The organism is Brevibacterium iodinum ATCC 49514, from assembly GCF_900169265.1.
GTDB lineage: Bacteria > Actinomycetota > Actinomycetes > Actinomycetales > Brevibacteriaceae > Brevibacterium > Brevibacterium iodinum.
Genome location: NZ_FXYX01000029.1, coordinates 1 through 21,883, shown reverse-complemented (window position 1 = coordinate 21,883; position 21,883 = coordinate 1). Strand labels below are relative to the sequence as shown.

Below are 21,883 nucleotides of genomic sequence, written 5' to 3'. Positions count from 1 at the left end.
ATCATGACCACCAGCACCGAGGTGCTTGCCACGCTGGCCTCGCTCGAGGACGAGAAGATCCGCGCCGTCAACGCCCGCCATGGCGACGACCACGCGGTCAACCTGACGAAGCTGCGCGCCGTAGCGAAGGACCTGAAGAAGAACGATGAACTCGCCGCCGAACTGTGGGACTCCGGTGACACTGCGGCCCGCCTCGTCGCGATCCTCATCATGCGTCCGAAGGCCCGGAGCGAAGCACAGCTCGATGAGATGCTGCGTGACTCCGGAGTCCCGAAGGTCCACGGCTGGCTGGTCAGCTATATCGTCAAGAAGTCACCCCACGCCGAGGCGCTGCGCCGTTCGTGGATGGACGATCCGGATCCCGTCGTCGCCTCTGCAGGCTGGGCGCTGACGAGCGAGCGGGTGAACCGGAAGCCTGAAGGCCTCGACCTGTCCGGTCTCCTCGATGAGATCGAGGCCGAGATGGCCGATGCCCCCGAGCGCCTGCAGTGGGCGATGAACGAGACGCTGTCCTATATCGGCATCGAGAATCCGGACCTGCGGAAACGTGCCATCGACATCGGAGAGCGCCTCGGCGTGCTCCGCGACTACCCGACTTCGCCCGGCTGCACCTCGCCTTTCGCCCCGACCTGGATCACGGAGATGGTGGCTCGGAAGTCAGCGGACTGAGCCGCCGTACCGCGTCTACCCAGCCGGGTGGCGGGTGTGGAAGTCAGTGACCTGCTGGAAGGCATGACCGGCGGCAAGCACCAATGGTTCGGTGAGGTCACCGCCGACGAACTGGGCTGCCAGGGGAGTGCCCCGTTCGGTGAACCCTGCGGGCAGAGTGATCGACGGCATCCCGCAGTTGTCGATCGGTGCCGTCGGCACGGTGACCGCAGCGAACAGCTTCTCGTCGGAACCCAGGTTCGCCATCTGCGCAATCGTCGGTGAGCCGACGCCGATTCCCGGCAGCAGGAGCAGATCGATATCGGCCATGAGGATGCGCATACGGCCGGTGAAGTCTCTCCGCGATTCGAGCAGCCGGTGGTAGTCGACGGCGGAGAGTCCGCGCCCGATCGCGATGAGACCGGACAGGTCGGGACCGTATTCGTCCGCCCGATCGGGATACGTCTCCGAATGGACACCGGCGGTCTCGACCCCGCACAGAGCCGTCCATTCCTTGGCCGCGGCCTCAAAACCAGGAGTCTCGACCTCGAGCACCCGCCAGCCCAGGTCGGTCACCGTCTCGATGGTGTCCTCGAGCATCTCATTCGTCGCAGCGTCGAAGTGCTCTTCGGCCAGCTTGCGGTCGAAACCGACGACCGGGGCTCCGTCGACGCGCAACGTCTGCGGGTAGTCCGGTACCGGTTCGAGCGACGAGGTGGGATCGGCCGGATCGTGGCCGGCGATGGCCCGCAGCACGATCGCGGCATCACGGGAGCTGCGGGTCATCGGCCCGATGTGATCGAGGCTGGGAGCGAGTGCGAAGATGCCGTGGCGGGAGACTCGGCCCCAGGTCGGTTTGAGTCCCGTGACGCCATTGACCGAGGACGGAAGGCGGATCGATCCGCCGGTGTCCGAACCGAGAGCGGCGAAGCAGAGTCCGGCCGCAGTGGCCACACCGGACCCTGAAGAGGAGACTCCCGACCAGGCGTCGGCATCCCACGGGTTGACCGGGGTCGGCAGGTCGGGATGGTGCCCGGCGAACGCCCCCTCGGTCAGACGCAGTTTGCCGAGGATGACGGCTCCGGCGGTTCGCAGTCGAGCGACGACGGTGGCATCGAAATCTGGGCGGAAGTCCGCATGGATCGTGGTGCCCGCACCGGTCGGTGCGTCGTGGGTGTTCGCAAGATCCTTCACCGCCACGGGGACTCCGTGCAGATCGCCGAGCCAGTTTCCGCGGTCCAGGAGGGAATCGGCGCGGTCGGCCTCAGCGAGGGCCGATTCGGCCATGACCGTGGCGAAGGCCTGCAGTCGGGGCTCCAGGCTGTCGATGCGTTCGAGCATCGCTTCGGTGACCTCACGCGAGGACAGCTGCCTGGTTCGGATGAGTGTCGAGACTTCGTGGAGCTCGAGGAACGGGATCTCGGTGCTCGTCGGTGTGGTCATCATGCCTCCCTGCATCGGTTTCCATCACCCTAGTCGATCTTCTCACCAGGGTGAACAGTCATCTTCGGGGCTATGCTCCGGCCAGTTCCCGTAGTGCTTGGATGTGTGCCTCGAGACGTCTGCTCCCGTCTTTGCTGATCGAGACCCAGGTGCGCGGGCGTTTGCCCACGTACCCTTTCTTCACCTCGATCATTCCGGCCTTCTCGAGTGCGGTGATGTGCCGGGAGAGCACGGAATCGGAGACGCCGAGACTGTCGCGCAGCAGTTTGAACTCGGCCCTGTCCCGGTTCTTCAGGCTCGACACTGTGCCGAGTCTCGTGGGGTTGTTGAGCTCCGGTTCGAGCCGGGACAGAGAGTCGCCGAGGTGGGGGATCGTTTCGTTCTCCTCCGCTGAGTCTGTGCCGTCTGCGCGATCGTCGGCGGAGTCTGTCATCGAGTTCTGTTTCGCAGTCATCGTCGGTCCCTCCTCAGCGGCGCAGGGCCAGCAGGGAGAAGACCGGGGCGGCGACCCACAGCAGTCCTGCGGCGATGAACGGGATCGGACCGCCGGCTGCGAACGAATCGGCCATGACGCCGGCGATGAAGGCGACGATGATGACGCCCAGCCATGTCAGCAGCAGGGCCGTGGAGCGGCGGCTCCAGGACAGGGCCTTGGCGAGGTAGACGACCAGGGCGGGAATGATCCAGCTCAGTCCGGCTCCGGCGATGATGAGCTGGGTGGTGTTGTCGTCGATGATGCCGATGGCCATGAGTCCGACGGAGACTCCGGCAGAGAGGACGAAGAGCAGTGTGACCAGCGGCCACGCATCGCCGCTGCGCGCCTGGGACTGGTTCGCTTCGACCTGGTTGAGAAGATCTGCAGCCTGCTGTGGGGTGGGGTCGGCGTTCATGTCGGTTCCTCTGATTGGGGGTTGCTCTGTGGAAGTAAATCCACAGTACCAACTACTTTCCATATTGGAAAGTACTTTCACCAAAAACTTCCCCGTTACTACCTGACGGTGGCCCAGCAACCCCGCGCGGGGTTGCTGGGCCACCGTCAGGTAGCAATTAGGGGATGGAGACTGCGACTGTGGCCGCGAGCTCCGTGGCCCGCTCCAAATGCTCCTCGGTGACTTCGCCGGTGACGATGAGGGGATCGAAAGCGAGCTTCCAGCCCAGGCCCGTCGTGATCTGCTTCATCGCAGTCTCGGCGCCGGTCGTGTCATAGCCGCCGTGGATCCAATAGGAGAACGGTCTGCCGGCGGTCGGTTCGCGCACCGCGTCATAGGTGGTGTCGAAGAAGTGCTTGAGGGCACCGGAGATATAGCCGAAGTTCGCGGTCGTGCCGAGCACATAGGCATCGGCGGCGAGCACATCTTCGGCGCTCGCCTCCAGGGCCGGACGGACGGTGACGTCGATGTCGCCGAGCTCGGGCATGCGCAGTCCGGATTCGGCCGCCTCGGCGATCCGTGCTGTGGCGGCGGACGGGGAATGATGAACGAGCAGAACGTTGACCATGGCCCCACCCTAGCCCCGCTCGGTGACCTCCGTCAGCACCCATGTCTACAGTGGAGCCATGGCAGTCATCTTCGACCCCCTGCGCGGACGTGTGCGTCCGGAAGCCAGCCACCCCGATGCCGCGATCATCGACGTCCTCACGAAGAAATATTCCGACGCGGACTGGGCGGTGCTCACCGGGGCGGGAGTGAGCACGGACTCAGGCGTGCCCGACTACCGCGGACCGGATTCCCCGCCGCGGAATCCGATGACGATCCAGACTTTCCTCTCCCACCCCGATCAGCGCGCCAGGTACTGGGCACGATCGTGGATGGGCTGGCCGCGGATGCGCAGCACCCAACCGAACCAAGCCCACCTCGCCCTGGCCGAGCTGTCCGTGGCCGGAATCATCACCCAGAACGTCGATGGACTCCATCAGGCCGCCGCCGAGGCGGTCGCCGCCGACCGTGCGACAGCGGCCGGAGCGCCGGCGCCGAGTCCCGTCATCGACCTCCACGGCAGCCTCGACCGAGTGATCTGTCTGAGCAACGGACACCTGTTCGACCGCGACTGGGTACAGCGGAGACTGAGCGAGCTCAACCCGGACTTCGCCGAGGAGGTCGGCATTGACCCCGTCGACGTCGAAACCGCACCCGACGGCGACGTCGAACTCGAGGACACCGCCGGATTCGCAGTCCTCGACTGCCCCGAATGCGGTGGACTGCTCAAACCCGATGTCGTCTACTTCGGCGATTCCGTCCCGGCCGCCAGGGTCCAGGCAGCCAATCGGATCGCTGACGGAGCCGCAGGTATCGTGGTGCTCGGGTCCTCGCTGGCAGTGTTGTCGGGACTGCGGTTCGTTCGGGCCGCCGCGAAGGAAGGCAAACCCGTCGTCATCGTCACCGACGGGCCGACCCGCGGTGACGAATTCGCCGATTTCCGGTCGATCTCCCGCGTCGCCGACTTCGTCACCGCGTGGGCAAGCCGGTGAGGCGATCGGGCGGCGAATCGGCCAGGCGTCCAGGGGAGTCCAAGCCGGGAATGGAAGACTGAGGATCATGAGAGACAATCTGGCTCGCGCCGAACGACTGCGCCTTGTCGACACAGCCCGCCGCGCCGGGGACGACGCACCCACCCTGTGTGAGGGGTGGACGGTCAGGGACCTTGCCACCCACCTCGTCATCCGCGAACGTCATCCCCGCGCTGCCGCGGGCATCTTCATGCCGAAGTTCTCCGACCGCCTGCAGGCGAAGGAAGACGAGTACGCCGAGATGCCGTTCAGCCGGCTGCTCGGTCTCGTCGCCGCACCGCCGAAGTGGACCCCGGGCGCCCTGCCGGGAGTGGAGACGGTAATGAACACGACCGAGTTCCTCGTCCACCACGAAGACATCCGCCGGGCCGCGATCGAATGGATTCCGCGTCGCCTGTCGAAGGCGGAGACCGCGACCGTGTGGGCACAGGCGAAGGTGGCCCTCCTGCCCTACGCGGCGAAGGCGAAGGGACCCGTGACGATCGAAGCCCCGGGCTTCGGTACCCGCACTGCGGGGAAGAAGGGCAGCGGTGAGGCCACGACGATCACCGGGGCACCTCTCGAGCTGCTTCTCTATCTCATGGGACGAGAAGACCACGCACTCGTCGACGTGCGCTGAACTTCGGGAAAACCCTATCCAGGTCGGGGGATTGGTCCCTGTCGGCGTCCGGTGACGTCTTCCTAGGCTGGTATCAACAGCCGATACCAAGGAGACCAGCACCATGAACGCAACACCCACCCCGACTCCCGATCAGTTCGACCAGACCTCCGCGGGACAGTACCCACACCCGTCCGCCGGACAGTACGAAGCACCGCAGAGCTGCCCGACGCTGAACCGCTATGGCCAACGCGCCGAGGAGGATCCGGGCAAGGTGCTCGGCATCATCTCGCTCGTGGCGACCCTGTCGACCTTTCTCGGATTCAACTTCATCGGACCCGTCATCGGCATCATCACCGGTCACATGGCGCGCAAGCGTTCACAGGAAGCCGGGTTCGGAGACAACGAGATGGGCAAATGGGGCTTCATCTTAGGCCTCGTCTTCCTCGGACTCCTCGTCCTCGGATGGGCACTCGGAATCTCCTTCGGCATCGTCGGCGGCCTGGCCAGCCTCATGGCCGGCTGACCGCGGCCGTCAGTATCCGACCCAGGCTCCGCGTTCCTGATCGAGGACCCGCGGGTGCAGCAGCGTCGAGGCCTCGACCTTGCCCACAGCCGCGCGATCACGGTCCGGTGGGAACGTCGTCGAGGCGGCGAGCACCTCGGCGGTGGCGAATTTCAATCCGTCCGGAGCTTCATCGGGCACGGTCACCTCGGGACCATCTCCGCCGAGATCGGCGAGGAAATATCCCCAATCACCGAAGCTGGGGACATCGACGTGATACGGAGTCGTCGACAGTCCCGCCTCGGCGACGGCCTCACCGATGCCCCAATAGGCCTCTGGGGCGAAATAGGGGGAGCCGGCCTGAACGACGAGGCGCGCCTCCGGGGTCATCACCTGGCGGATGAGCCCGTAGAACTCGATGCTGTAGAGCTTTGACGTCGCCACATCGTCCGGATCGGGCAGATCGGCGATGACCGCGTCGTAGGCCGAATGCTTCGCCTCCCGCAGCCACGTGAAGGCATCGGCGGCGATCGTTGTCACCCGCGGATCGTCGAGCGAGTCGTCGTTGAACGCGGTGAAGTGCTCCGAGGTCTTCGCCAGTTCGAGGACCGCGGGGTCGAGGTCGACGAGCGTGACTGACTCGACGTCGGGATACTTGAGGATCTCGCGCACGGCCAATCCATCGCCGCCGCCGAGGACGAGGACATTGCGCCGCGGACCGTCCAGCAGCGGATGGACGAGGCTCTCGTGATAGCGGTACTCATCGGCCGAGGCGAACTGCAGATTCCCGTTGAGGAACAGCCGCGTATCACCGGTCCGCTTCGCCTCGGTGAGCACGATCTCCTGGTAGTCCGACCGCTGCGAATACACGATCGGATCCCGGTAGAGACGCTGCCGGGTGGTGACTTCGATGTCGTCGGTATATACCCACACCACGGTGAGACCGCCGAGGATGAGCACAAGCAGCGCTGCCAACATGAGTTGGGCGGCGCGGCTGAGTTCGGAGCGGAAGAGCCAGAGGACGATGAGGATGCCCACCAGCGCGTTCGTCATCCCCACGGCCAGCGCACCTCGCGGCAGACCGAGCAGCGGCAGCAGGAGGAACGGGAAGGCGAGCCCGCCGATGAGTCCGCCCACATAGTCGGCGGCGAAGAGGTCGGCCACTGCGCTCGAGGCCTTCTGCGCGCGGATGCGTTGGACGAGCTCCATGAGCAGCGGGATCTCCGCGCCGATGAGCGCGCCGATGACGAACGCGAGGGCCACCATGGCCACCGTGTACACGTCGGCGAACGCGAAGGCGAGGTAGAGCAGGATGACGGAGAGTCCGCCGATGATGCCCAGGGCCGCCTCGATGAGGGCGAAGGAGACCGCGGCGAACCCGGTCAGCCGCTTGGTCGCCAGCGAGCCCACACCCATGGCGAAGACCATGACGGCTAGGACGATGGAGGCCTGGACGATGGTGTCGCCGAGCAGATAGGACCCCAAGGCCACGAGCGCGAGCTCGTAGACCATTCCGCAGCTCGCGCAGATGAACACGGCGAGCAGGACGAAGAATCGGGCCGGTCCCGGACGCATCGGAAGGCTGATCGGTCGGGCCGCCTCGGTGGTGGTGCCGGAGCCGTCGTCAGCGGCGCTCAAAGGAGGGCTGTGGCCATGATGCCCGCGAGGCCCAGGTGGGCGGTGGCGTTGACCCAGACCTCGGGGTGCATCTGTGGGGAGTTGATGATGTCGCCTGTCTTGCCCGGAGTGAGCAGGCCGATGAGCACGAAGCTCACTCCCATGAGGATGATGCCGAGGAGGCCGAAGACGAGAGTGGACAGGATGCCCGCGGCCAGGTCATCGGAGCTGGCGCGGATGGCTGCGATGACGATGATCGCGACTCCAGCCAGGTCGGAGGCGACGAGGACCGCGGCATTGCGCGACTTCTGCTCCCACAGGATGACATGGAGCTTGCCCGGGGTGAGCAGGTCGACGACGAAGTAGCCGATGACCATGAGGAGGAGTCCGCAGCCCGCATAGGAGAGGACGACTCCGGTCTCGTAGATGAGGTAATTCAGGAGCATGTCTGCCTTTCGCTGTGCCTGATCGTGCCTATTTTCCGGTGCCCGGTCCGCCGCCGCGGAAGCCGGAGCCGTCGCCGTAGTTCGATCCGCCGCCGGTGAAGAACGGGAGGAAGAAGAAGCCGCCGCCTCCGGAGCGGGATGCATCGCAGCCGACGTAGTCATAGCTGCTGCCGTTCTTTACATAGTCGCCCTCGCCGGGGTTCGAGACGTATTGGCCGTCTGAGAGGTCGTAGTCGCCGCAGTTCGCCGACGCCCCGGACGAACCGCAGCCTCGGAACATGTTGCCGATGACGATGAGGATGACGACGAAGAAGATGATCGTTCCGCAGCCGATGCGGCGCGGCTTCCGCCCCGATCCGCCGCCGGGCCGCTGCGGTCCGCTGGGACGCTGCGGGCCGGATGGACCGGAGTTTTCGCGGTCGAAATCGAAAGAGCCTCCGCCCATCGAGACGTTCGGTCCCTGGCTCATGTCGACCTCCTCAATTCGGAGCTGCTGTGCACGATCTCTCCATGCTGCGGGTAGCAGTGCCACGACTGCCAGGCGATCCGTTCGGTTTCTGCGCAGGTCAGCGACAGTGCCGTCAGTGCGCCGGGCTCTCCGGGGAACGCGACCGAGAGGTGGTCGTCTGCGGTGAGGGCACGGTCGGCACCGGCGGCGAGCACCTCGGCGGCGGCGGTCGGGAAGTCCCCGGACACGTGGTTGCGGGTTGCGGTGAACCGGTGCTCGGTGAATCCGGCCCACCTGCCGTGGCGGATGTGTTCGCGGTCCCACCGCGGTCGTTTCGGAGACGAATCGTCCCCACCCTCGCCGAGGCAGGCGAAGGTCTCGATGAACGCATCGGTGGGCCCGGCGCTCAGGATCGCCTGGTGGGAGGAGCCGATGACGGTCAGTGTCAGGGCCAATGCGGGCGCCGCCTCGGCGAGGGTGGATTCTGTGTCAGTGGGTGCGGCTACGGTGGGCACATCGATGCGGCGGGCAGCCAGCGGGGCGATTCGGTCGTGGTCGAGGCTCAGCCGCAGCGCCTCGGCACTGGTGTCGGTGAAGGGGACGTCAAGCGGACGAGGGAGGGTGAGCATCAGCTGCCGGAGTAGATGGTGAAGGAACCGGTCGGGATGGTCTCTCCCGTGCTCACTTCCCAGCGTCCGTGGTCGAAGCGTTCGAAAGCCAGCAGGCGGCCGTCGCCGGATTCGTAGTCGACATAGTCGATCCCGCCCTTCTCATTCAGTCCCGTCGTGCCTTCGGACCGGTAGGATGCGGTGCCGTGCTCGACGAGGTCGTAGTCGGTGCCGTCGATGGTGATGGTCCGGGCCTTCGGTTCGATGTCGAGGTCGGGGCGGTCGCGCCAGCGGGCGATCTGCACGTCGGGGTCGCGTTCGACGCTCAGCCACATGCGGGTCGCCGAGGCGTCGGCCTGGAAGAAGTGCTCGGCCCAGTCGTAGCCGCCCTCGGAGATGCGCAGGGTGCCGCGGACGAAGAACTTCTCGTTGCCGAATTCGAGGAGATCGCCGGCCTTGATGGTCTCGGGATCACCGCCGGTGTTCTGGTCGGCGGCGAAGGGATCGCGCGGGGTGGTCGGCTGCTGTGACTGCTCCTGCTTCCGGGCCTTGCCTGCGCGAGAGCGGATGACGAGCACGGTCACGAGGACGACGATGATGAAGACGAGGACGGCGATGAGGAGTTCTGTGGGCACGGCAGTCTGCTTCGATTCGATGGCCGGACGGGTCACCGCCCACTCTAGTCGACCGGAATGTCACGCGCGGCTGTGATCGGCCTTCTTCTCCAGAGCGGTCATCGTGTCGGCGATGACGAACCCGAGGTCGCGGTTGAGTGCGAGCATCGGTTCGTTGTCCGTCGCCGTGTACGTCTGCACCCATTTCGCCGAGGCGGTCGCCGCGACCGCGGGCAGCTGACGCAGGTTCGCGACCTTGAGTGCCCGACCGATCCCACGCCCTCGAAAGGCACGGTCGACGAGCGTGTCCTCCTGGATGACGATCTGCGGGTCGTGGGACGAGACCATGATCTCCGTATAGCCGACGGCGAGTTCGCCCACGTGCGCCATCGAGCTGACCAAGGTCCAGCCCTGCTCTGCCATCCGCTCCTCATGGCTGCGGATCGCCGCAGTGCTGGCATGGGTGGCGGAGCGGGTGAGGAAACCGGCGGGCACGTCCTCATCCATCTGCACACGCAGCTGGGCCCAGGATTCCAACACCTCCTCGGGGCAGGCTCCGATCCATGAGGTGACCGAGAAATCCGGGTCCTCCCTGATCACCGGCACGACCGTCGAAGCCCCCGAATCCTTGTACCGATTCGCATCGGCGTCCAGGTAGGCGGGCAGGTCGAGCAGCAGTCGGTGCTCTTCGTTGCCGATGCTCATCCCGTGCGCCTGAGCGAAGGCGACCCCGGCCGGGCAGTAGGTTTCGGTCTGCACGATCTCCGAGGAATCGTCGCCATCATCGAGGAACTGTGCGGCCGCCTCGGCGAGGGCAGTGCCGAAACCCTGCCGACGGTGAGCCGAGAGGACTCCGAGTTCGATATCGGTCGGTGTTTCGGGGTAGAGGCTGATCTCGACTCCGCCGATGATCTCCTCGCCGAGGCGGCCTGCCAGGGCGATGTCCTGTCCTCCCGGGCGCGGGTGGGCGAATTGGGTCAGCGTCGTCTCGGCGCTGCGCCACCAGGCGGCGGTGCGGCCCCTGGTGTAAGCGGTGCGCATGACGTCGTTCCACGTCAGCAGCGCAGATTCATCGTCGGCGGCGATGCGCGTGATCTGAATCTCAGACATAGTGAAAGTCGATCACGGCAGGTGACGGTTTTCAAGGATGCCGCGGTTCGGGGTCCTCGGGACGGTCAGGGCCGTCGGTGCTGTTCGTCCCCTCGGGGTCGAACTGGTCCGCAGCGGATCCGCGGTCGGACGGGTCGGTGGGGGCCGCCTCGGCGTGGGGATCGTGTTTGGGCAGGCGGGAGCCGATATGAGAACCGGGAGTGTTCATCACCCGGTACACGAGGAAGGCGCCGATGCTGAAGACGACGATGATGCACAGGGTGAGGAAGATGACCGCGCCGAGCCCGGGCTCCATCATTTCGCCATTCGCCGACGGTCGAAGTAGTTCGCGAAGCGGGCTTTGAAGGAGCCCATGCCGATCGACCCGCCCACGCGCACGAGGGGTCGGCGGCCGGTTGGAACCGCATCGACGACGGATTTCACGCTGCCCCAGGACTTCGACAGCTGGTTGACGTTGACGGCCCAATCGGCGGGGACGACGACGGTGACGGCGCCCATTCCGGCGACGATCTCGACCTCGATGACCTCGAGATCCGTCTCGACCTCGAGGAAGTTCAGTTCGATGTTCGACATCGACGGTTCGCAGCGGATATACGACGGGACCGCCCACCTGGCACGGCGGACCTCGGACTCCCAACCGGCCTTGATGACGAGCGGATCGAAGCGGTCATGCCCAGTGACCGCCATCGCGCGGCCAGCGGCAGGAGTGATCGCCGAGGCGGGGCGGAAGCGATCGGAGGGCAGCTCGGTTGTGAGGTCGGCGAGCACCTCGTCGAGGTCGACGGGGAACTTCGCGGATTGGATCTTCTCCATCCGTTCGTCGAGCTCGTCGACCGTGATCCGTCCGTCTCCGGCGGCTTCGCGCAGGACCTCGATCGCCTCATCGCGTTCTTTGTGGCCGATGCGGAATGTCTTCGCGGGGTCGTTCTCGTCGGGGGAGGGAGTGGCTGAGCTCATGATCTCTATCGTGCCTGATCGGGAAATCAGCGACAACGGCTGGGGGCCCGGGGCCGTGTCTCGTGTCAGTCGTTGGCATTAGGCTAGGGGACGTGTCCACCGCACTGTACAGAAGATACCGCCCAGAGACCTTCGACGAGGTCATCGGTCAAGAGCATGTGACCGATCCGCTGAAGGCTGCCATCGAACGTGGCCGCATCAACCATGCCTACCTGTTCTCCGGCCCGCGCGGGTGCGGCAAGACCACCTCGGCGCGGATCCTGGCCCGGTGCCTCAACTGCGAGCAGGGACCTACCCCGGTGCCGTGTGGGGAATGCCCGAGCTGTCGGGATCTGGCCAACGGCGGACCCGGCTCGCTCGATGTCGTCGAGATCGACGCGGCCAGCCACAACGGCGTCGATGATGCTCGTGACCTGCGTGAACGTGCCGTCTATGCGCCTGCGCGCGATCGGTACAAGGTGTTCATCCTCGATGAGGCGCACATGGTCACCTCGCAGGGCTTCAACGCTCTGCTCAAGATCGTCGAAGAGCCGCCGCCGCATATCAAGTTCATCTTCGCCACGACCGAACCCGAGAAGGTCATCGGCACGATCCGGTCGCGGACTCACCACTATCCGTTCAGACTGGTGCCGCCGGAGGCCCTGGGCAACTACCTCGAGGAGCTGTGCGCTCGTGAGAGTGTGCAGGTGGCCAAGGGCGTGCTGCCGCTGGTCGTGCGCGCCGGCGGGGGATCGGTGCGTGACACGCTGTCGGTCCTCGACCAGCTCATCGCCGGGGCTGGGCCCGATGGAGTCGACTACGGCAGGGCCGTCGCGCTGCTCGGATACACTCCGGATTCGCTGTTGTCCGACATCGTCGATGCGTTCTCCGCCGGCGACGGTGCCGGGGTGTACCGTGCGGTGGAGCGGGTCATCGAATCCGGTCAGGATCCGAGGCGCTTCGTCGAAGATCTGCTCGAGCGCTTCCGGGATCTCATCGTCATCAATGCCGCCCCCGAGGCGGCCCATGCCTTCCTGCCCGAAGTGCCGCCGGACCGCCTGGAGAGGCTGACTCTGCAGGCCAACGGCTTCGGACAAGGTGAGCTCTCCCGTGCCGCGGACCTGCTGAATGTGGGCCTGACGGAGATGTCGGGTGCCACCTCGCCGAGGTTGCAGCTCGAACTCATCTGTGCCCGCATTCTGCTGCCCGGTTCCGGCCGCAGTCGCGATGCTGTGCTCAGCCGTATGGAGCGGATGGAACGTCGCATCGGCATGTCGGCCACCGGAGTGGCAGCGAACGTGCCGCCGCAGGCAGTCCCGGACCAGGGTGCGGCGCAGGCCCCTGTGCAGGGGCAGGGTGCTCCTGCTGGCAGAGCCGGTCAGGGCCGGGCACCTGCTGCCGATCAGGGACAGTCGGGCGGTCGACCGCCGGCGGGTGATGCGTCGCCTGGTGCGCCGGGCCGCGGGGCCGGAGCACCGGATGCGAACGCGTCCGCCGGACAGACCCAGAGCGCAGCTCACGACGACTTCGACGACATCGCGGCCATGGCCGCGGCCGCCGAATCGATGCTCAACGAACCGGCGGCGCAGCCAGGGCAGCGGCCTGAGCAGGGGCAGCAGCGTCAATCTGATCGGCAAGGGTCGCAAGGGCAGGCCGAGCTACGAGATCAGTCGGATCAGCAGGCTCAGTCGTCTCAGCACGATGGCAAGACCGAGCCGGAGCAGGCACCGCAGTCCGGACCTCAATCTCAGACCGCGCACGCGGGTCCGCAGCAGAAGTCTGCTGAGAACCCTCGGAACGCAGAAAGGGGCCGGCCAGCGCAGGAACAGCAGCCGTCTCCCGATTCGTCGCCCGAGCCTTCGGCCGAAGCGTCGGGTGCGCCGAAGAATGAGTCGCAATCTGTGCAGAACAACCAGCAGAGACAGGACTCTGTCGGTGCCTCCGCACACAGCTCTGCACCGGACTCCACGCCGGCGAACCAGCCTCAGCGCCAGTCGGCACCCGCGTCTGCGGCACCAGCCGGACCTGGCGATGGCTCACGACAGTCCGAGCAGGCAGCGGCACCGGAAGCGACATCGGTGGCGGGAACCGGCGACATCGGCGGTGAGATCGAAGCGATCCGCCGCGCATGGCCGAGCATCCTCGCCTCGGTGGAGAAGCGCAGCCGACTGACGCGAGCGATCATCGCGGCCAATGCGATCCCGCAGTCGTTCTCCGACGGGGTCGTCTACCTCGGCTTCAACAACGCCGGATCCGTGCAGGGATTCCAGCAACGTGACCATGCGGCCAAACTCGCAGCGGCGATCAACGATGTCCTCGGCATCCAGGCTCGTATCGACGTCGGTGATGTCGGTCGGATCGGCGGAGGAACTGCCGGCGGAGGCAGCCAGGGTAAAGGATCCTCGGCTCCGCCCATGAACGATTCCGGCGGCAATCACGGACCGGCGCCGAGCCAGCGACGCCCGAGCTCACAGGAGGTCGCTGCAGTCGTCGGCACTCGAGAAGTCGACAAACCACAGGTCGACCACGAGAAGTTCTGGGAACCCAGCGGTCCGACACAGGGTCCCTGGTCCTCCGACGACGAGGAGGGGGAACAGCCGGGCCCACCGACTGAACCCACGACAGAAAGCAGCCCCATCAACTCGGCCGACGAGCGATCTGCCGGTGCCGAGCAGCCCGACAGCGAGGCCGCGGACGGCTACCGGCAACAGGATGATGTGGACCCCGCCGGAGAAACGGAGACCCCGACTGGCTCGGAAGACGACTCCTCGGCCGCTGAGACTCCCGATTCGGGCTCATCCGCAGACTTCTCCGGGGCGAGTGTCTCCGAACCGAACAGCTCTGTACCGGACGTGCCGGACGTCGTCGTCCCCGACCTCTCCGACGATGACTTCTTCGGCTCACCGGCCGACACCAACACCTCACCGACCGGCGACTTCGGCCAGCCTGATCGTTCCCACCAGCAGGAATCGGCATCAGTGACGTCGTCCGGCTTCGGCGACGATTCGCCGATGGAATATGTCGAACCGCGGTGGGAGGCACCGAATTGGAACGACGGTCCTTCCCCGATTGACCCCTCGCCGATTGACGAAGCATCATCAGTCACAGCCTCGACCGACGTCGACGAGACGAGCGCCGGCAGCGGAGCTGTCGACGTCGGAGCTGTCGTCGTTCCGCCGCCCGATGACGATCTCGACTATCCCGATCTCGGCGACACCTCGAGCGACTTCGGAGGAGGTGCCTTCGACCAGTTCGCACCTGCCGTGAAGTCGCCGCCACCGACCCATGGGGAAGAGGCAAAACCGTTCAAATCGCGCTTCGCTGCACTTGCCGAGAAGCACGGTGCCACCACTCCGCCTGCCGGACCCGGCTACGGATCTGATCCGCAGGCCAATCCGGCGGGCGGGACAGCACCGAGGGCTGCCTCGGCGACGGGATCGAACCCCTACCCGCAGGGGTCGGGATCGGACGAGGACGACTATGATCCGGAAACGGACCTCGACGTCTCCGAAGCGCCGCAGATGGGCGTCGATGTGATCGCACGGGTCCTCGGCGGCGAAATCATTGACGAAAGAGAAGTATGAGCGCTGTATACGAAGGTGCCCTTCAGGACTTGGTCGAAGAGTTCGGCAAACTTCCGGGCATCGGGCCGAAATCGGCCCAGCGTCTGGCGTTTCACATCCTGCAGACGGACTCGCAGGACGTCAATGCGCTGGCCCAGGCGCTCACCGACGTGAAGAAACGAGTACGGTTCTGCGAGATCTGCGGAAACGTCTCCGAGGAAGCCGAATGCACGGTCTGCCAGGATCCGCGCCGCGATCGGTCGATGATCTGCGTGGTCGAAGAGCCCAAGGACGTCGTCGCAATCGAACGGACAAGAGAATACCGGGGCCTCTACCACGTCCTCGGCGGAGCCATCGACCCGATGGCCGGGGTCGGGCCCGACAACCTGCGGATCAAAGAACTCATGACACGTCTGCAGGACGGTGAGGTCAAGGAGACCGTCATCGCCACCGACCCGAACCTCGAAGGCGAAGCCACCGCCACCTACCTCGTCCGCCTGCTCGGATCACTCGGCGTGACCGTCACCCGCCTGGCCTCGGGGCTGCCCGTCGGCGGCGACCTCGAATACGCCGACGAAGTCACCCTCGGTCGGGCATTCTCCGGTCGTCGCGAAATCGACTGACCGCCTCGGCGGGAAGACTCTCGACTTCACGGATCTTCCGCACCTGCTCGAGTGACTCGCCGAGCTCAAACGTCCCCGTTCATCCAGCTCGGACGTCCCGTTTATAACGATTTCTGAGCAGGGTCTGAACGCCCGGTGACCAACCGCCGCCTCGCCTATGTGCACAGTCAACGCTCGGGTCTGCAGGGGCGGACATTCGGCCCGGTCAGGCAGTGTCTGAATGACGGGCGAAGGTGAAGCGGAATGACGCACCTCATACAATGGTTCAGGTGCCGGGAGCCCGACACGGCTGAAATCCTGATCGATGCAGCACGAGACCTCCATGTTTGGAACCATGGAATCGATCGCCTGGCACGGAACTTATCAGCGATAAGGAAGATACTGCAGTGAGCATAGTCGTCCAGAAGTTCGGTGGGTCCTCGGTAGCCGATGCGGAATCGGTCAAGCGGGTGGCCAAACGAATTGTCGAGTACCGTCAAGCCGGTCACGAAGTAGTTGTCGTGGTGTCGGCCATGGGTGACAGTACCGATGATCTCATCGACTTGGCCCAACAGGTTTCCCCCATGCCCCCCGCCCGCGAACTCGATATGCTGCTGACCGCCGGTGAGCGCATCTCGATGGCGGTGCTGGCCATGGCGATCGCCAACCTCGGCTTCGAAGCCCAGTCCTTCACCGGCTCCCAGGCCGGAGTCATCACCGATGAGCAGTTCGGCAAGGCCCGCATCATCGACGTCACTCCCGGCCGCATCCGGTCCTCCCTCGACGAGGGATACGTCGCCATCGTCGCAGGATTCCAGGGCGTCAGCCAGACTGCGAAGAACATCACCACACTCGGCCGCGGCGGCTCCGACACCACCGCTGTGGCACTGGCCGCGTCGCTCGACGCCGATGTGTGTGAGATCTACACCGACGTCGACGGCGTCTTCACTGCCGATCCGCGGATCGTGCCCACGGCGCGCAAGATCGATGAGATCGGCTACGAAGAGATGATGGAGATGGCCGCCTCGGGCGCCAAGGTCCTCATGCTCCGCTGCGTCGAATACGCCCGCCGTTACAACGTGCCGGTGCACGTGCGGTCCTCATTCTCTCGCAACCAAGGAACCTGGGTGACCGATTCACCCATCCCCGAAGCCTTCCGCCAGGGCCGGGGATCATCGACCCCGGCAGCGGAACCAGAAACGGAGTCCACCATGGAACAGGCAATCATCTCCGGCGTCGCCCACGACCGCTCGGAAGCCAAGGTCACGATCGTCGGTGTTCCCGATGTCCCCGGCAAGGCCGCTGAGATCTTCAAGACTCTGGCCAGGCAGGAAGCCAATATCGACATGATCGTGCAGAACATCTCCACCCGCGAGCCGGGGAAGACGGACATCTCCTTCACCCTGCCCATGGACGACGGAGCCAAGGCGCTTGAAGCGCTCGACGGTGTGAAGGCAGAGATCGGCTTCGACCAGGTCCGCTACGACGACCAGATCGGCAAGCTCTCCGTCGTCGGCGCCGGAATGCGCTCCCACCCGGGCGTGACCGCGACCCTGTTCGAGGCACTCAGCGAAGCCCAGGTCAATATCGACATGATCTCCACCTCGGAGATCCGCATCAGCGTCGTCACCCGAGCAGACCTGCTCGACGACGCGGTCCGTGCCGCTCATGCCGCCTACGGACTCGACAGTGAGGACAACGAAGCAGTGGTGTACGGAGGTACCGGACGATGAGCGTCAATATCGGAGTAGTCGGTGCGACCGGCCAGGTCGGCGGAGTCATGCTCGACCTGCTGGCTGACGATCCCGGGTTCGAGATCGGCACCTTGAGGCTCTTCGCCTCGGCCCGTTCGGCCGGGAAGACGATCGACTTCAAGGGTCAGCCGATCACCGTCGAAGACGCCGCGGAGGCGGACCCGAGCGGACTCGATATCGCCCTGTTCTCCGCTGGTGGGGCGACGTCGAAGGCACAGGCCGAGCGTTTCGCCGCCGCCGGTGCCACCGTCGTCGACAACTCCTCGGCGTGGCGTTCGGACCCGGAGGTTCCGCTCGTGGTCAGCGAGGTGAACCCGGATGCCCTTGATGAGCCGCCCAAGGGCATCATCGCGAACCCGAACTGCACGACCATGGCCGCCATGCCCGTGCTCAAGGCTCTCCATGACAAGGCCGGACTGAGCCGCCTCATCGTGGCCACCTACCAGGCCGTGTCCGGTTCGGGCCTGTCCGGGGTCGAAGAACTCGCCGGTCAGCTCGAAGCCGGTCTGCCCGATGCCCGGAAGCTCACCACCGATGGAAACGCGGTGAGCCTGCCGGAGCCTGACAACTACGTCGAACCGATTGCGTTCAACGTTCTGCCGATGGCCGGATCGGTCGTCGACGACGGGCAGAACGAAACCGATGAAGAGAAGAAGCTGCGCAACGAGAGCCGGAAGATCCTCGGACTGCCCGACCTTCTGGTCGCCGGCACCTGCGTGCGCGTGCCCGTCTTCACCGGACACAGCCTGAGCATCCACGCCGAATTCGACTCCGACATCAGCCCCGAGCAAGCCACCGAGATCCTGTCGCAGGCACCCGGAGTCGCCCTCGACGAGGTCCCGACCCCGCTCAAGGCCGCAGGTCGGAACGACAGCTACGTCGGTCGCATCCGCGCCGACCAGTCGGCACCAGGAGGCAAGGGACTCGTCCTCTTCGTCTCCAACGACAACCTGCGCAAGGGCGCGGCACTGAACACCGTGCAGATCGCCGGCCTGCTGGCGAAGAAGCTCGAGGCGAAGGCCGCCTGAGCAACTCGATTGCTGATCGCCGGCATTGACCGGTGACGTGCAGCAGTCCGCTGAGGATCGCAATCGCCCGGGAGCACCTGCTTCCGGGCGATTCGTCATCTCCGGCGGCTCGTTCAAGGCCAGGCTAGTTTATCCAGAGTTCCAGCACGCCGGTCGAACTCGTTCGAGCACAACCGCAGATTGCACGCGGTACACGGAGCGAAAAGGCCGCTCCGCCTTGAACGAGCGGACCTCGGGTGACGGTATGGGTGCAAAGTGTCGAAAGTGGCCAGAACATATAAAAGCGTTGCTATATATAAATATTTATATTAGTGGCGGGCCTCTGATCTGAGTATCGTCGTCGATGTTGCTTCATCCTCGATGCCTTAGAAGGGCTCCTCATGACCTCCTCGCGTATTCTTCTCACCTCCGCTGCCATCGCCTCCTCGGCGACGTTGGTCCTCAGCGGCTGTGGGGGACAGGCCTCCGAAGCCGACACCGGGGCTCTGCGCGTCGTGACCTCGACGAATGTCTACGCCGATATCGTCTCCCAGGTGGCCGGCGACTTCGCCGAGGTGAGCCCGATCATCGATGATCCGAACCAGGATCCGCATTCCTACGAAGCGACCACGCAGGACCGCCTCAAGCTGTCGAAGGCCGATCTCGTCGTCGAAAACGGCGGCGGCTATGACGCCTTCATGACCGGAATGCTCGATGCCTCCGGTACTGACGTCGACATCATCGATACCGTTTCGGTCTCGGGCCTGCCCGGCTCGGAAGGCCTCGGCAACGAGCCCCACGACCATGAACACGGTGAGGGTCATGACGACGAGGAAGCCCACGGCGGCGGGCACGCTCACGAGGGTGAGGAGGCACATGATCATGAACATGCCGAAGAGGGCCACGAAGGCCATGGTCACGGATCATTCAACGAACACCTGTGGTATTCGGTTCCGACGATGACGAAGCTCGTCGACGAAGCGGCGAGCCACCTCGGCGAGGCCCTGCCCGAACATCAGGGCGAGTTCGGGGAGAACGCGAAGGAATACAAAGCGGAGCTGACCGCGCTGCAGGACGATATCGATGCGGTGAAGAAGGAGCACGGCGGCGAGAAGGTCGCGGCGACCGAGCCGATTCCGCTGTGGCTGTTCGACGATATGGGGCTGGAGAACGTCACCTCGATGGAGTTCCTCGCCGCGGTCGAAGAGGGCAATGATGTGCCGCCGCTGGTGCTCAAGGCCGCTGAGAAGCAGATCTCCGATGGAGATGCCGTGCTGCTTGGATACAATACTCAAGCGGCAGGTCCGCAGGCAGAGGCCTTGAAGTCCACCGCTGAGGACTCCGACGTCCCGGTCGTCGACCTCGCCGAGACCATGCCTTCGGGAACGCACTACGCCGACTGGATGGGTGGCTACATCACCGAAATCTCAACCGCACTCGAAGGGCACAAGCACTGAACATGGTCAAGGAATCCGACGCTTCCGCACGGGCAATACGGCGGGAGCCGGTGATTCGACTGCGCGACGCCGAACTGCGGTTCGGCCCGCGAGTACTCTGGCACGATCTCGACCTCGACGTCGCGCCCGGGGAGTTCCTCGCCGTGCTCGGCCCCAACGGCACCGGCAAGACCTCCCTGCTCAAGGTGCTGCTGGGACAGAATGCGCTGTCGGCCGGCACCGCTGAGGTCGGCGGTCGGGAAGTGCACAAGGGCAATCCAGCCATCGGCTACATTCCGCAGCAGCGCGGAATCGATCCGCACACTCCGATGCGCGGCCGCGATCTGGTGCGCATGGGCATCGACGGTCACCGGTGGGGGATGGGCCTGCTGTCCCGGGGACGAAAGAAGAAGGTCGAAGACCTCTTGGCCTCCGTCGGCGCCACCGATTATGCCGATGCCCCCGCCGGCACGGTCTCCGGTGGTGAGCTGCAGCGACTGCGTGTGGCCCAGGCCCTGGCCAACGATCCCACGGTGCTGCTCTGCGACGAACCGCTGCTGTCCCTCGATCTGCACCACCAGCAGGTGGTGGCCGCGCTGCTGCACGAACAGCGGGTCAAACGCGATGCCGCCGTCGTCTTCGTCACCCACGAGATCAACCCGATCCTGCCGTATGTCGACCGGGTGCTCTATATCGTCGGCGGGCATTTCCTCATCGGCACCCCCGCCGAGGTGATGACCACCGAATCGCTGTCCCGCCTCTACGGAGCTCCGGTCGAAGTGGTCCGCGTCGGCGGCCGCCTCGTCGTCGTCGGCGGTGAAGAGGAATGCGTCGACCACCACAACCTGCCCGATGACTCCTTCGACCTCGACGGGACGGTGGTGAACCGATGAGCATTCCTGAGATCTTCGCCAATCTCTTCACCTTCGAGGACTACGGCGAACTCGTCGCGCTGCTGGCCAATTCTCTCATCGCCGCGGCGCTGCTCGGCGTTGTCGGGGGCCTCATCAGCGTCTTCGTCATGGCTCGGGACATCCCTTTCGCCGTCCACGGGGTCTCCGAACTCTCCTTCGCCGGTGCCGCGTTCGCTCTGCTCGTCGGCTTCGACGTCGTCACCGGGTCGATCGTCGGGTCCGTCGTCGCCGCACTCATCATCGGCATCGGCGGGGCCAAGGATTCGGAGAAGAACGCGATCATCGGCGTCCTCATGCCCTTCGGCCTGGGACTGGCGATCCTCTTCCTCGCCCTCTACGACGGGCGAGCGGCGAGCAAGTTCGGGCTGCTCACCGGCCAGATCGTCGCGATCACACCCGGCCAGATCCTCACCCTCATCATCTGTGCGCTGGCCGTACTCGTGGTGTTGGCGATCGTCTGGCGGCCGCTCATGTTCTCCAGCCTCGACCCCGAGGTGGCACGGGCCAAAGGTGTGCCGGTCAGTGTGCTCACCATCGTCTTCATGCTCACCCTCGGCCTCGCCGTGGCGCTGAGTGTGCAGGTCGTCGGGGTCCTGCTCGTCCTCGCTCTCCTCATCACCCCGGCCGCCGCGGCGACTCAGCTCTCGGCCTCTCCGGTGTGGGTTCCGGTGCTCAGCGTGATCTTCGCCGTGACCGCCTCGGTCGGTGGCATCCTCATCGCGCTCGGTTCGCCGGTGGTCCCGATCAGCCCGTTCGTCACGACGATCTCGTTCCTCATCTACGTCGTCTGCCGCCTCGTCGGCGGTCGCCGCATGAAATCTCTGCACCGTCGCCGCGCCCACCGCGCCGCGAAAGAACACAACACCCCCAGCCCCACCCCCTAATTGCTACCTGACGGTGGCCCAGCAACCCGGCGCCAGGTTGCTGGGCCGCCGTCAGGATCCTTCTATGTCTGTCAAGCGGCTTGGCCGATCGGTTTCGTGGCCTCGAGAATCCGATACACAGAACGAGCGACGTGACGCTTCATACACCGGATCGTCTCCTTCTTCGTCTCCCCCTCACCAAGCCGTTTCGCCATATATTCCTGGGACCGCTGATGGTGAGATAGCCGCGTGATAGCCACCATGT

The 21,883-nt window shown here is 65.2% G+C and carries 23 protein-coding genes; 11 read left to right on the top strand and 12 right to left on the bottom strand.

Features of this window, described 5'->3' with window-relative positions; genetic code table 11:
- The first annotated feature begins 3 nt into the window (after positions 1-3).
- Positions 4-669: a DNA alkylation repair protein gene (locus tag BI49514_RS14810; RefSeq protein WP_101547230.1), complete on the top strand. Its 666-nt coding sequence runs from the start codon at positions 4-6 to the stop codon at positions 667-669.
- A gap of 15 nt (positions 670-684) precedes the next feature.
- Here the strand turns inward: BI49514_RS14810 and BI49514_RS14805 are convergent, their stop codons facing one another.
- From BI49514_RS14805 to BI49514_RS14790, 4 genes are all read right to left on the bottom strand, one after another.
- A complete protein-coding gene (locus BI49514_RS14805; protein ID WP_244195022.1) occupies positions 685-2,091 on the bottom strand; it encodes an amidase in 1,407 nt (468 codons plus the stop codon).
- A 70-nt stretch (positions 2,092-2,161) separates the two neighbouring features.
- Positions 2,162-2,545, bottom strand: a complete 384-nt coding sequence (locus BI49514_RS14800; RefSeq protein ID WP_244195023.1) for a winged helix-turn-helix domain-containing protein — start codon at positions 2,543-2,545, stop codon at positions 2,162-2,164.
- Positions 2,546-2,558: 13 nt separating this feature from the next.
- A complete protein-coding gene (locus BI49514_RS14795; protein ID WP_101547229.1) occupies positions 2,559-2,981 on the bottom strand; it encodes a hypothetical protein in 423 nt (140 codons plus the stop codon).
- 157 nt (positions 2,982-3,138) lie between these two features.
- Positions 3,139-3,588 carry a flavodoxin family protein gene (locus BI49514_RS14790; protein ID WP_101547228.1) on the bottom strand — a complete coding sequence of 150 codons (450 nt, stop codon included), beginning with the start codon at positions 3,586-3,588 and terminating at the stop codon, positions 3,139-3,141.
- Between the two features lie 58 nt (positions 3,589-3,646).
- On the opposite strand from BI49514_RS14790, the gene BI49514_RS14785 reads away from it, so the two are divergent.
- The 3 genes from BI49514_RS14785 (at position 3,647) to BI49514_RS14775 (ending at position 5,721) form a co-directional block, all read left to right on the top strand.
- The gene (locus BI49514_RS14785; protein WP_101547227.1) at positions 3,647-4,558 is read left to right on the top strand and encodes a Sir2 family NAD-dependent protein deacetylase; all 912 of its coding nucleotides are present in this window, start codon (positions 3,647-3,649) and stop codon (positions 4,556-4,558) included.
- Between the two features lie 67 nt (positions 4,559-4,625).
- Positions 4,626-5,216: a TIGR03085 family metal-binding protein gene (locus tag BI49514_RS14780; RefSeq protein ID WP_101547226.1), complete on the top strand. Its 591-nt coding sequence runs from the start codon at positions 4,626-4,628 to the stop codon at positions 5,214-5,216.
- A 103-nt stretch (positions 5,217-5,319) separates the two neighbouring features.
- Positions 5,320-5,721 (top strand): DUF4190 domain-containing protein, encoded by a 402-nt coding sequence (locus tag BI49514_RS14775; RefSeq protein ID WP_101547225.1) that lies wholly within the window; start codon positions 5,320-5,322, stop codon positions 5,719-5,721.
- A 9-nt stretch (positions 5,722-5,730) separates the two neighbouring features.
- Here the strand turns inward: BI49514_RS14775 and BI49514_RS14770 are convergent, their stop codons facing one another.
- From BI49514_RS14770 to BI49514_RS14735, 8 genes are read right to left on the bottom strand one after another with little or no spacing between them, the layout of a single operon-like run.
- Complete coding sequence (locus tag BI49514_RS14770) at positions 5,731-7,338, bottom strand: polyamine aminopropyltransferase (protein ID WP_244195024.1); 1,608 nt, start codon at positions 7,336-7,338, stop codon at positions 5,731-5,733.
- Positions 7,335-7,763 (bottom strand): DUF350 domain-containing protein, encoded by a 429-nt coding sequence (locus tag BI49514_RS14765; RefSeq protein WP_101547224.1) that lies wholly within the window; start codon positions 7,761-7,763, stop codon positions 7,335-7,337. The genes BI49514_RS14770 and BI49514_RS14765 overlap by 4 nt, the downstream gene beginning before the upstream one ends.
- 28 nt (positions 7,764-7,791) lie before the next feature.
- On the bottom strand, positions 7,792-8,232 hold the full coding sequence (locus tag BI49514_RS14760; protein WP_208634969.1) for a hypothetical protein: 441 nt from the start codon (positions 8,230-8,232) through the stop codon (positions 7,792-7,794).
- Positions 8,229-8,840: a DUF2617 family protein gene (locus tag BI49514_RS14755; RefSeq protein WP_101547223.1), complete on the bottom strand. Its 612-nt coding sequence runs from the start codon at positions 8,838-8,840 to the stop codon at positions 8,229-8,231. Before BI49514_RS14755 ends, BI49514_RS14760 begins: the two co-directional genes overlap by 4 nt.
- Complete coding sequence (locus tag BI49514_RS14750) at positions 8,840-9,454, bottom strand: DUF4178 domain-containing protein (protein WP_101547238.1); 615 nt, start codon at positions 9,452-9,454, stop codon at positions 8,840-8,842. The genes BI49514_RS14755 and BI49514_RS14750 overlap by 1 nt, the downstream gene beginning before the upstream one ends.
- A gap of 60 nt (positions 9,455-9,514) precedes the next feature.
- A complete protein-coding gene (locus BI49514_RS14745) occupies positions 9,515-10,543 on the bottom strand; it encodes a GNAT family N-acetyltransferase (protein WP_101547222.1) in 1,029 nt (342 codons plus the stop codon).
- A gap of 31 nt (positions 10,544-10,574) precedes the next feature.
- Positions 10,575-10,841, bottom strand: coding sequence for a hypothetical protein (locus BI49514_RS14740; RefSeq protein ID WP_145996233.1), 267 nt, complete (start codon positions 10,839-10,841; stop codon positions 10,575-10,577).
- The gene (locus BI49514_RS14735; protein WP_167443924.1) at positions 10,838-11,500 is read right to left on the bottom strand and encodes a DUF1707 SHOCT-like domain-containing protein; all 663 of its coding nucleotides are present in this window, start codon (positions 11,498-11,500) and stop codon (positions 10,838-10,840) included. The genes BI49514_RS14740 and BI49514_RS14735 overlap by 4 nt, the downstream gene beginning before the upstream one ends.
- A 92-nt stretch (positions 11,501-11,592) precedes the next feature.
- Between BI49514_RS14735 and BI49514_RS14730 the strand changes: the two genes are divergently transcribed.
- The 7 genes from BI49514_RS14730 (at position 11,593) to BI49514_RS14700 (ending at position 21,639) form a co-directional block, all read left to right on the top strand.
- Positions 11,593-15,063 carry a DNA polymerase III subunit gamma and tau gene (locus tag BI49514_RS14730; protein WP_101547220.1) on the top strand — a complete coding sequence of 1,157 codons (3,471 nt, stop codon included), beginning with the start codon at positions 11,593-11,595 and terminating at the stop codon, positions 15,061-15,063.
- A complete protein-coding gene (recR, locus tag BI49514_RS14725) occupies positions 15,060-15,665 on the top strand; it encodes a recombination mediator RecR (protein WP_025780860.1) in 606 nt (201 codons plus the stop codon). Before BI49514_RS14730 ends, recR begins: the two co-directional genes overlap by 4 nt.
- A 386-nt stretch (positions 15,666-16,051) precedes the next feature.
- On the top strand, positions 16,052-17,377 hold the full coding sequence (locus tag BI49514_RS14720) for an aspartate kinase (RefSeq protein ID WP_101547219.1): 1,326 nt from the start codon (positions 16,052-16,054) through the stop codon (positions 17,375-17,377).
- Positions 17,374-18,426, top strand: coding sequence for an aspartate-semialdehyde dehydrogenase (locus tag BI49514_RS14715; RefSeq protein WP_101547218.1), 1,053 nt, complete (start codon positions 17,374-17,376; stop codon positions 18,424-18,426). The genes BI49514_RS14720 and BI49514_RS14715 overlap by 4 nt, the downstream gene beginning before the upstream one ends.
- Before the next feature lie 380 nt (positions 18,427-18,806).
- Positions 18,807-19,862: a metal ABC transporter solute-binding protein, Zn/Mn family gene (locus BI49514_RS14710; protein ID WP_101547217.1), complete on the top strand. Its 1,056-nt coding sequence runs from the start codon at positions 18,807-18,809 to the stop codon at positions 19,860-19,862.
- Positions 19,863-19,864: 2 nt separating this feature from the next.
- Entirely contained in the window at positions 19,865-20,734 is an 870-nt protein-coding gene (locus BI49514_RS14705; RefSeq protein ID WP_101547216.1) for a metal ABC transporter ATP-binding protein, read from the top strand.
- Positions 20,731-21,639 (top strand): metal ABC transporter permease, encoded by a 909-nt coding sequence (locus BI49514_RS14700; RefSeq protein WP_101547215.1) that lies wholly within the window; start codon positions 20,731-20,733, stop codon positions 21,637-21,639. The genes BI49514_RS14705 and BI49514_RS14700 overlap by 4 nt, the downstream gene beginning before the upstream one ends.
- Positions 21,640-21,883: the final 244 nt, after the last annotated feature.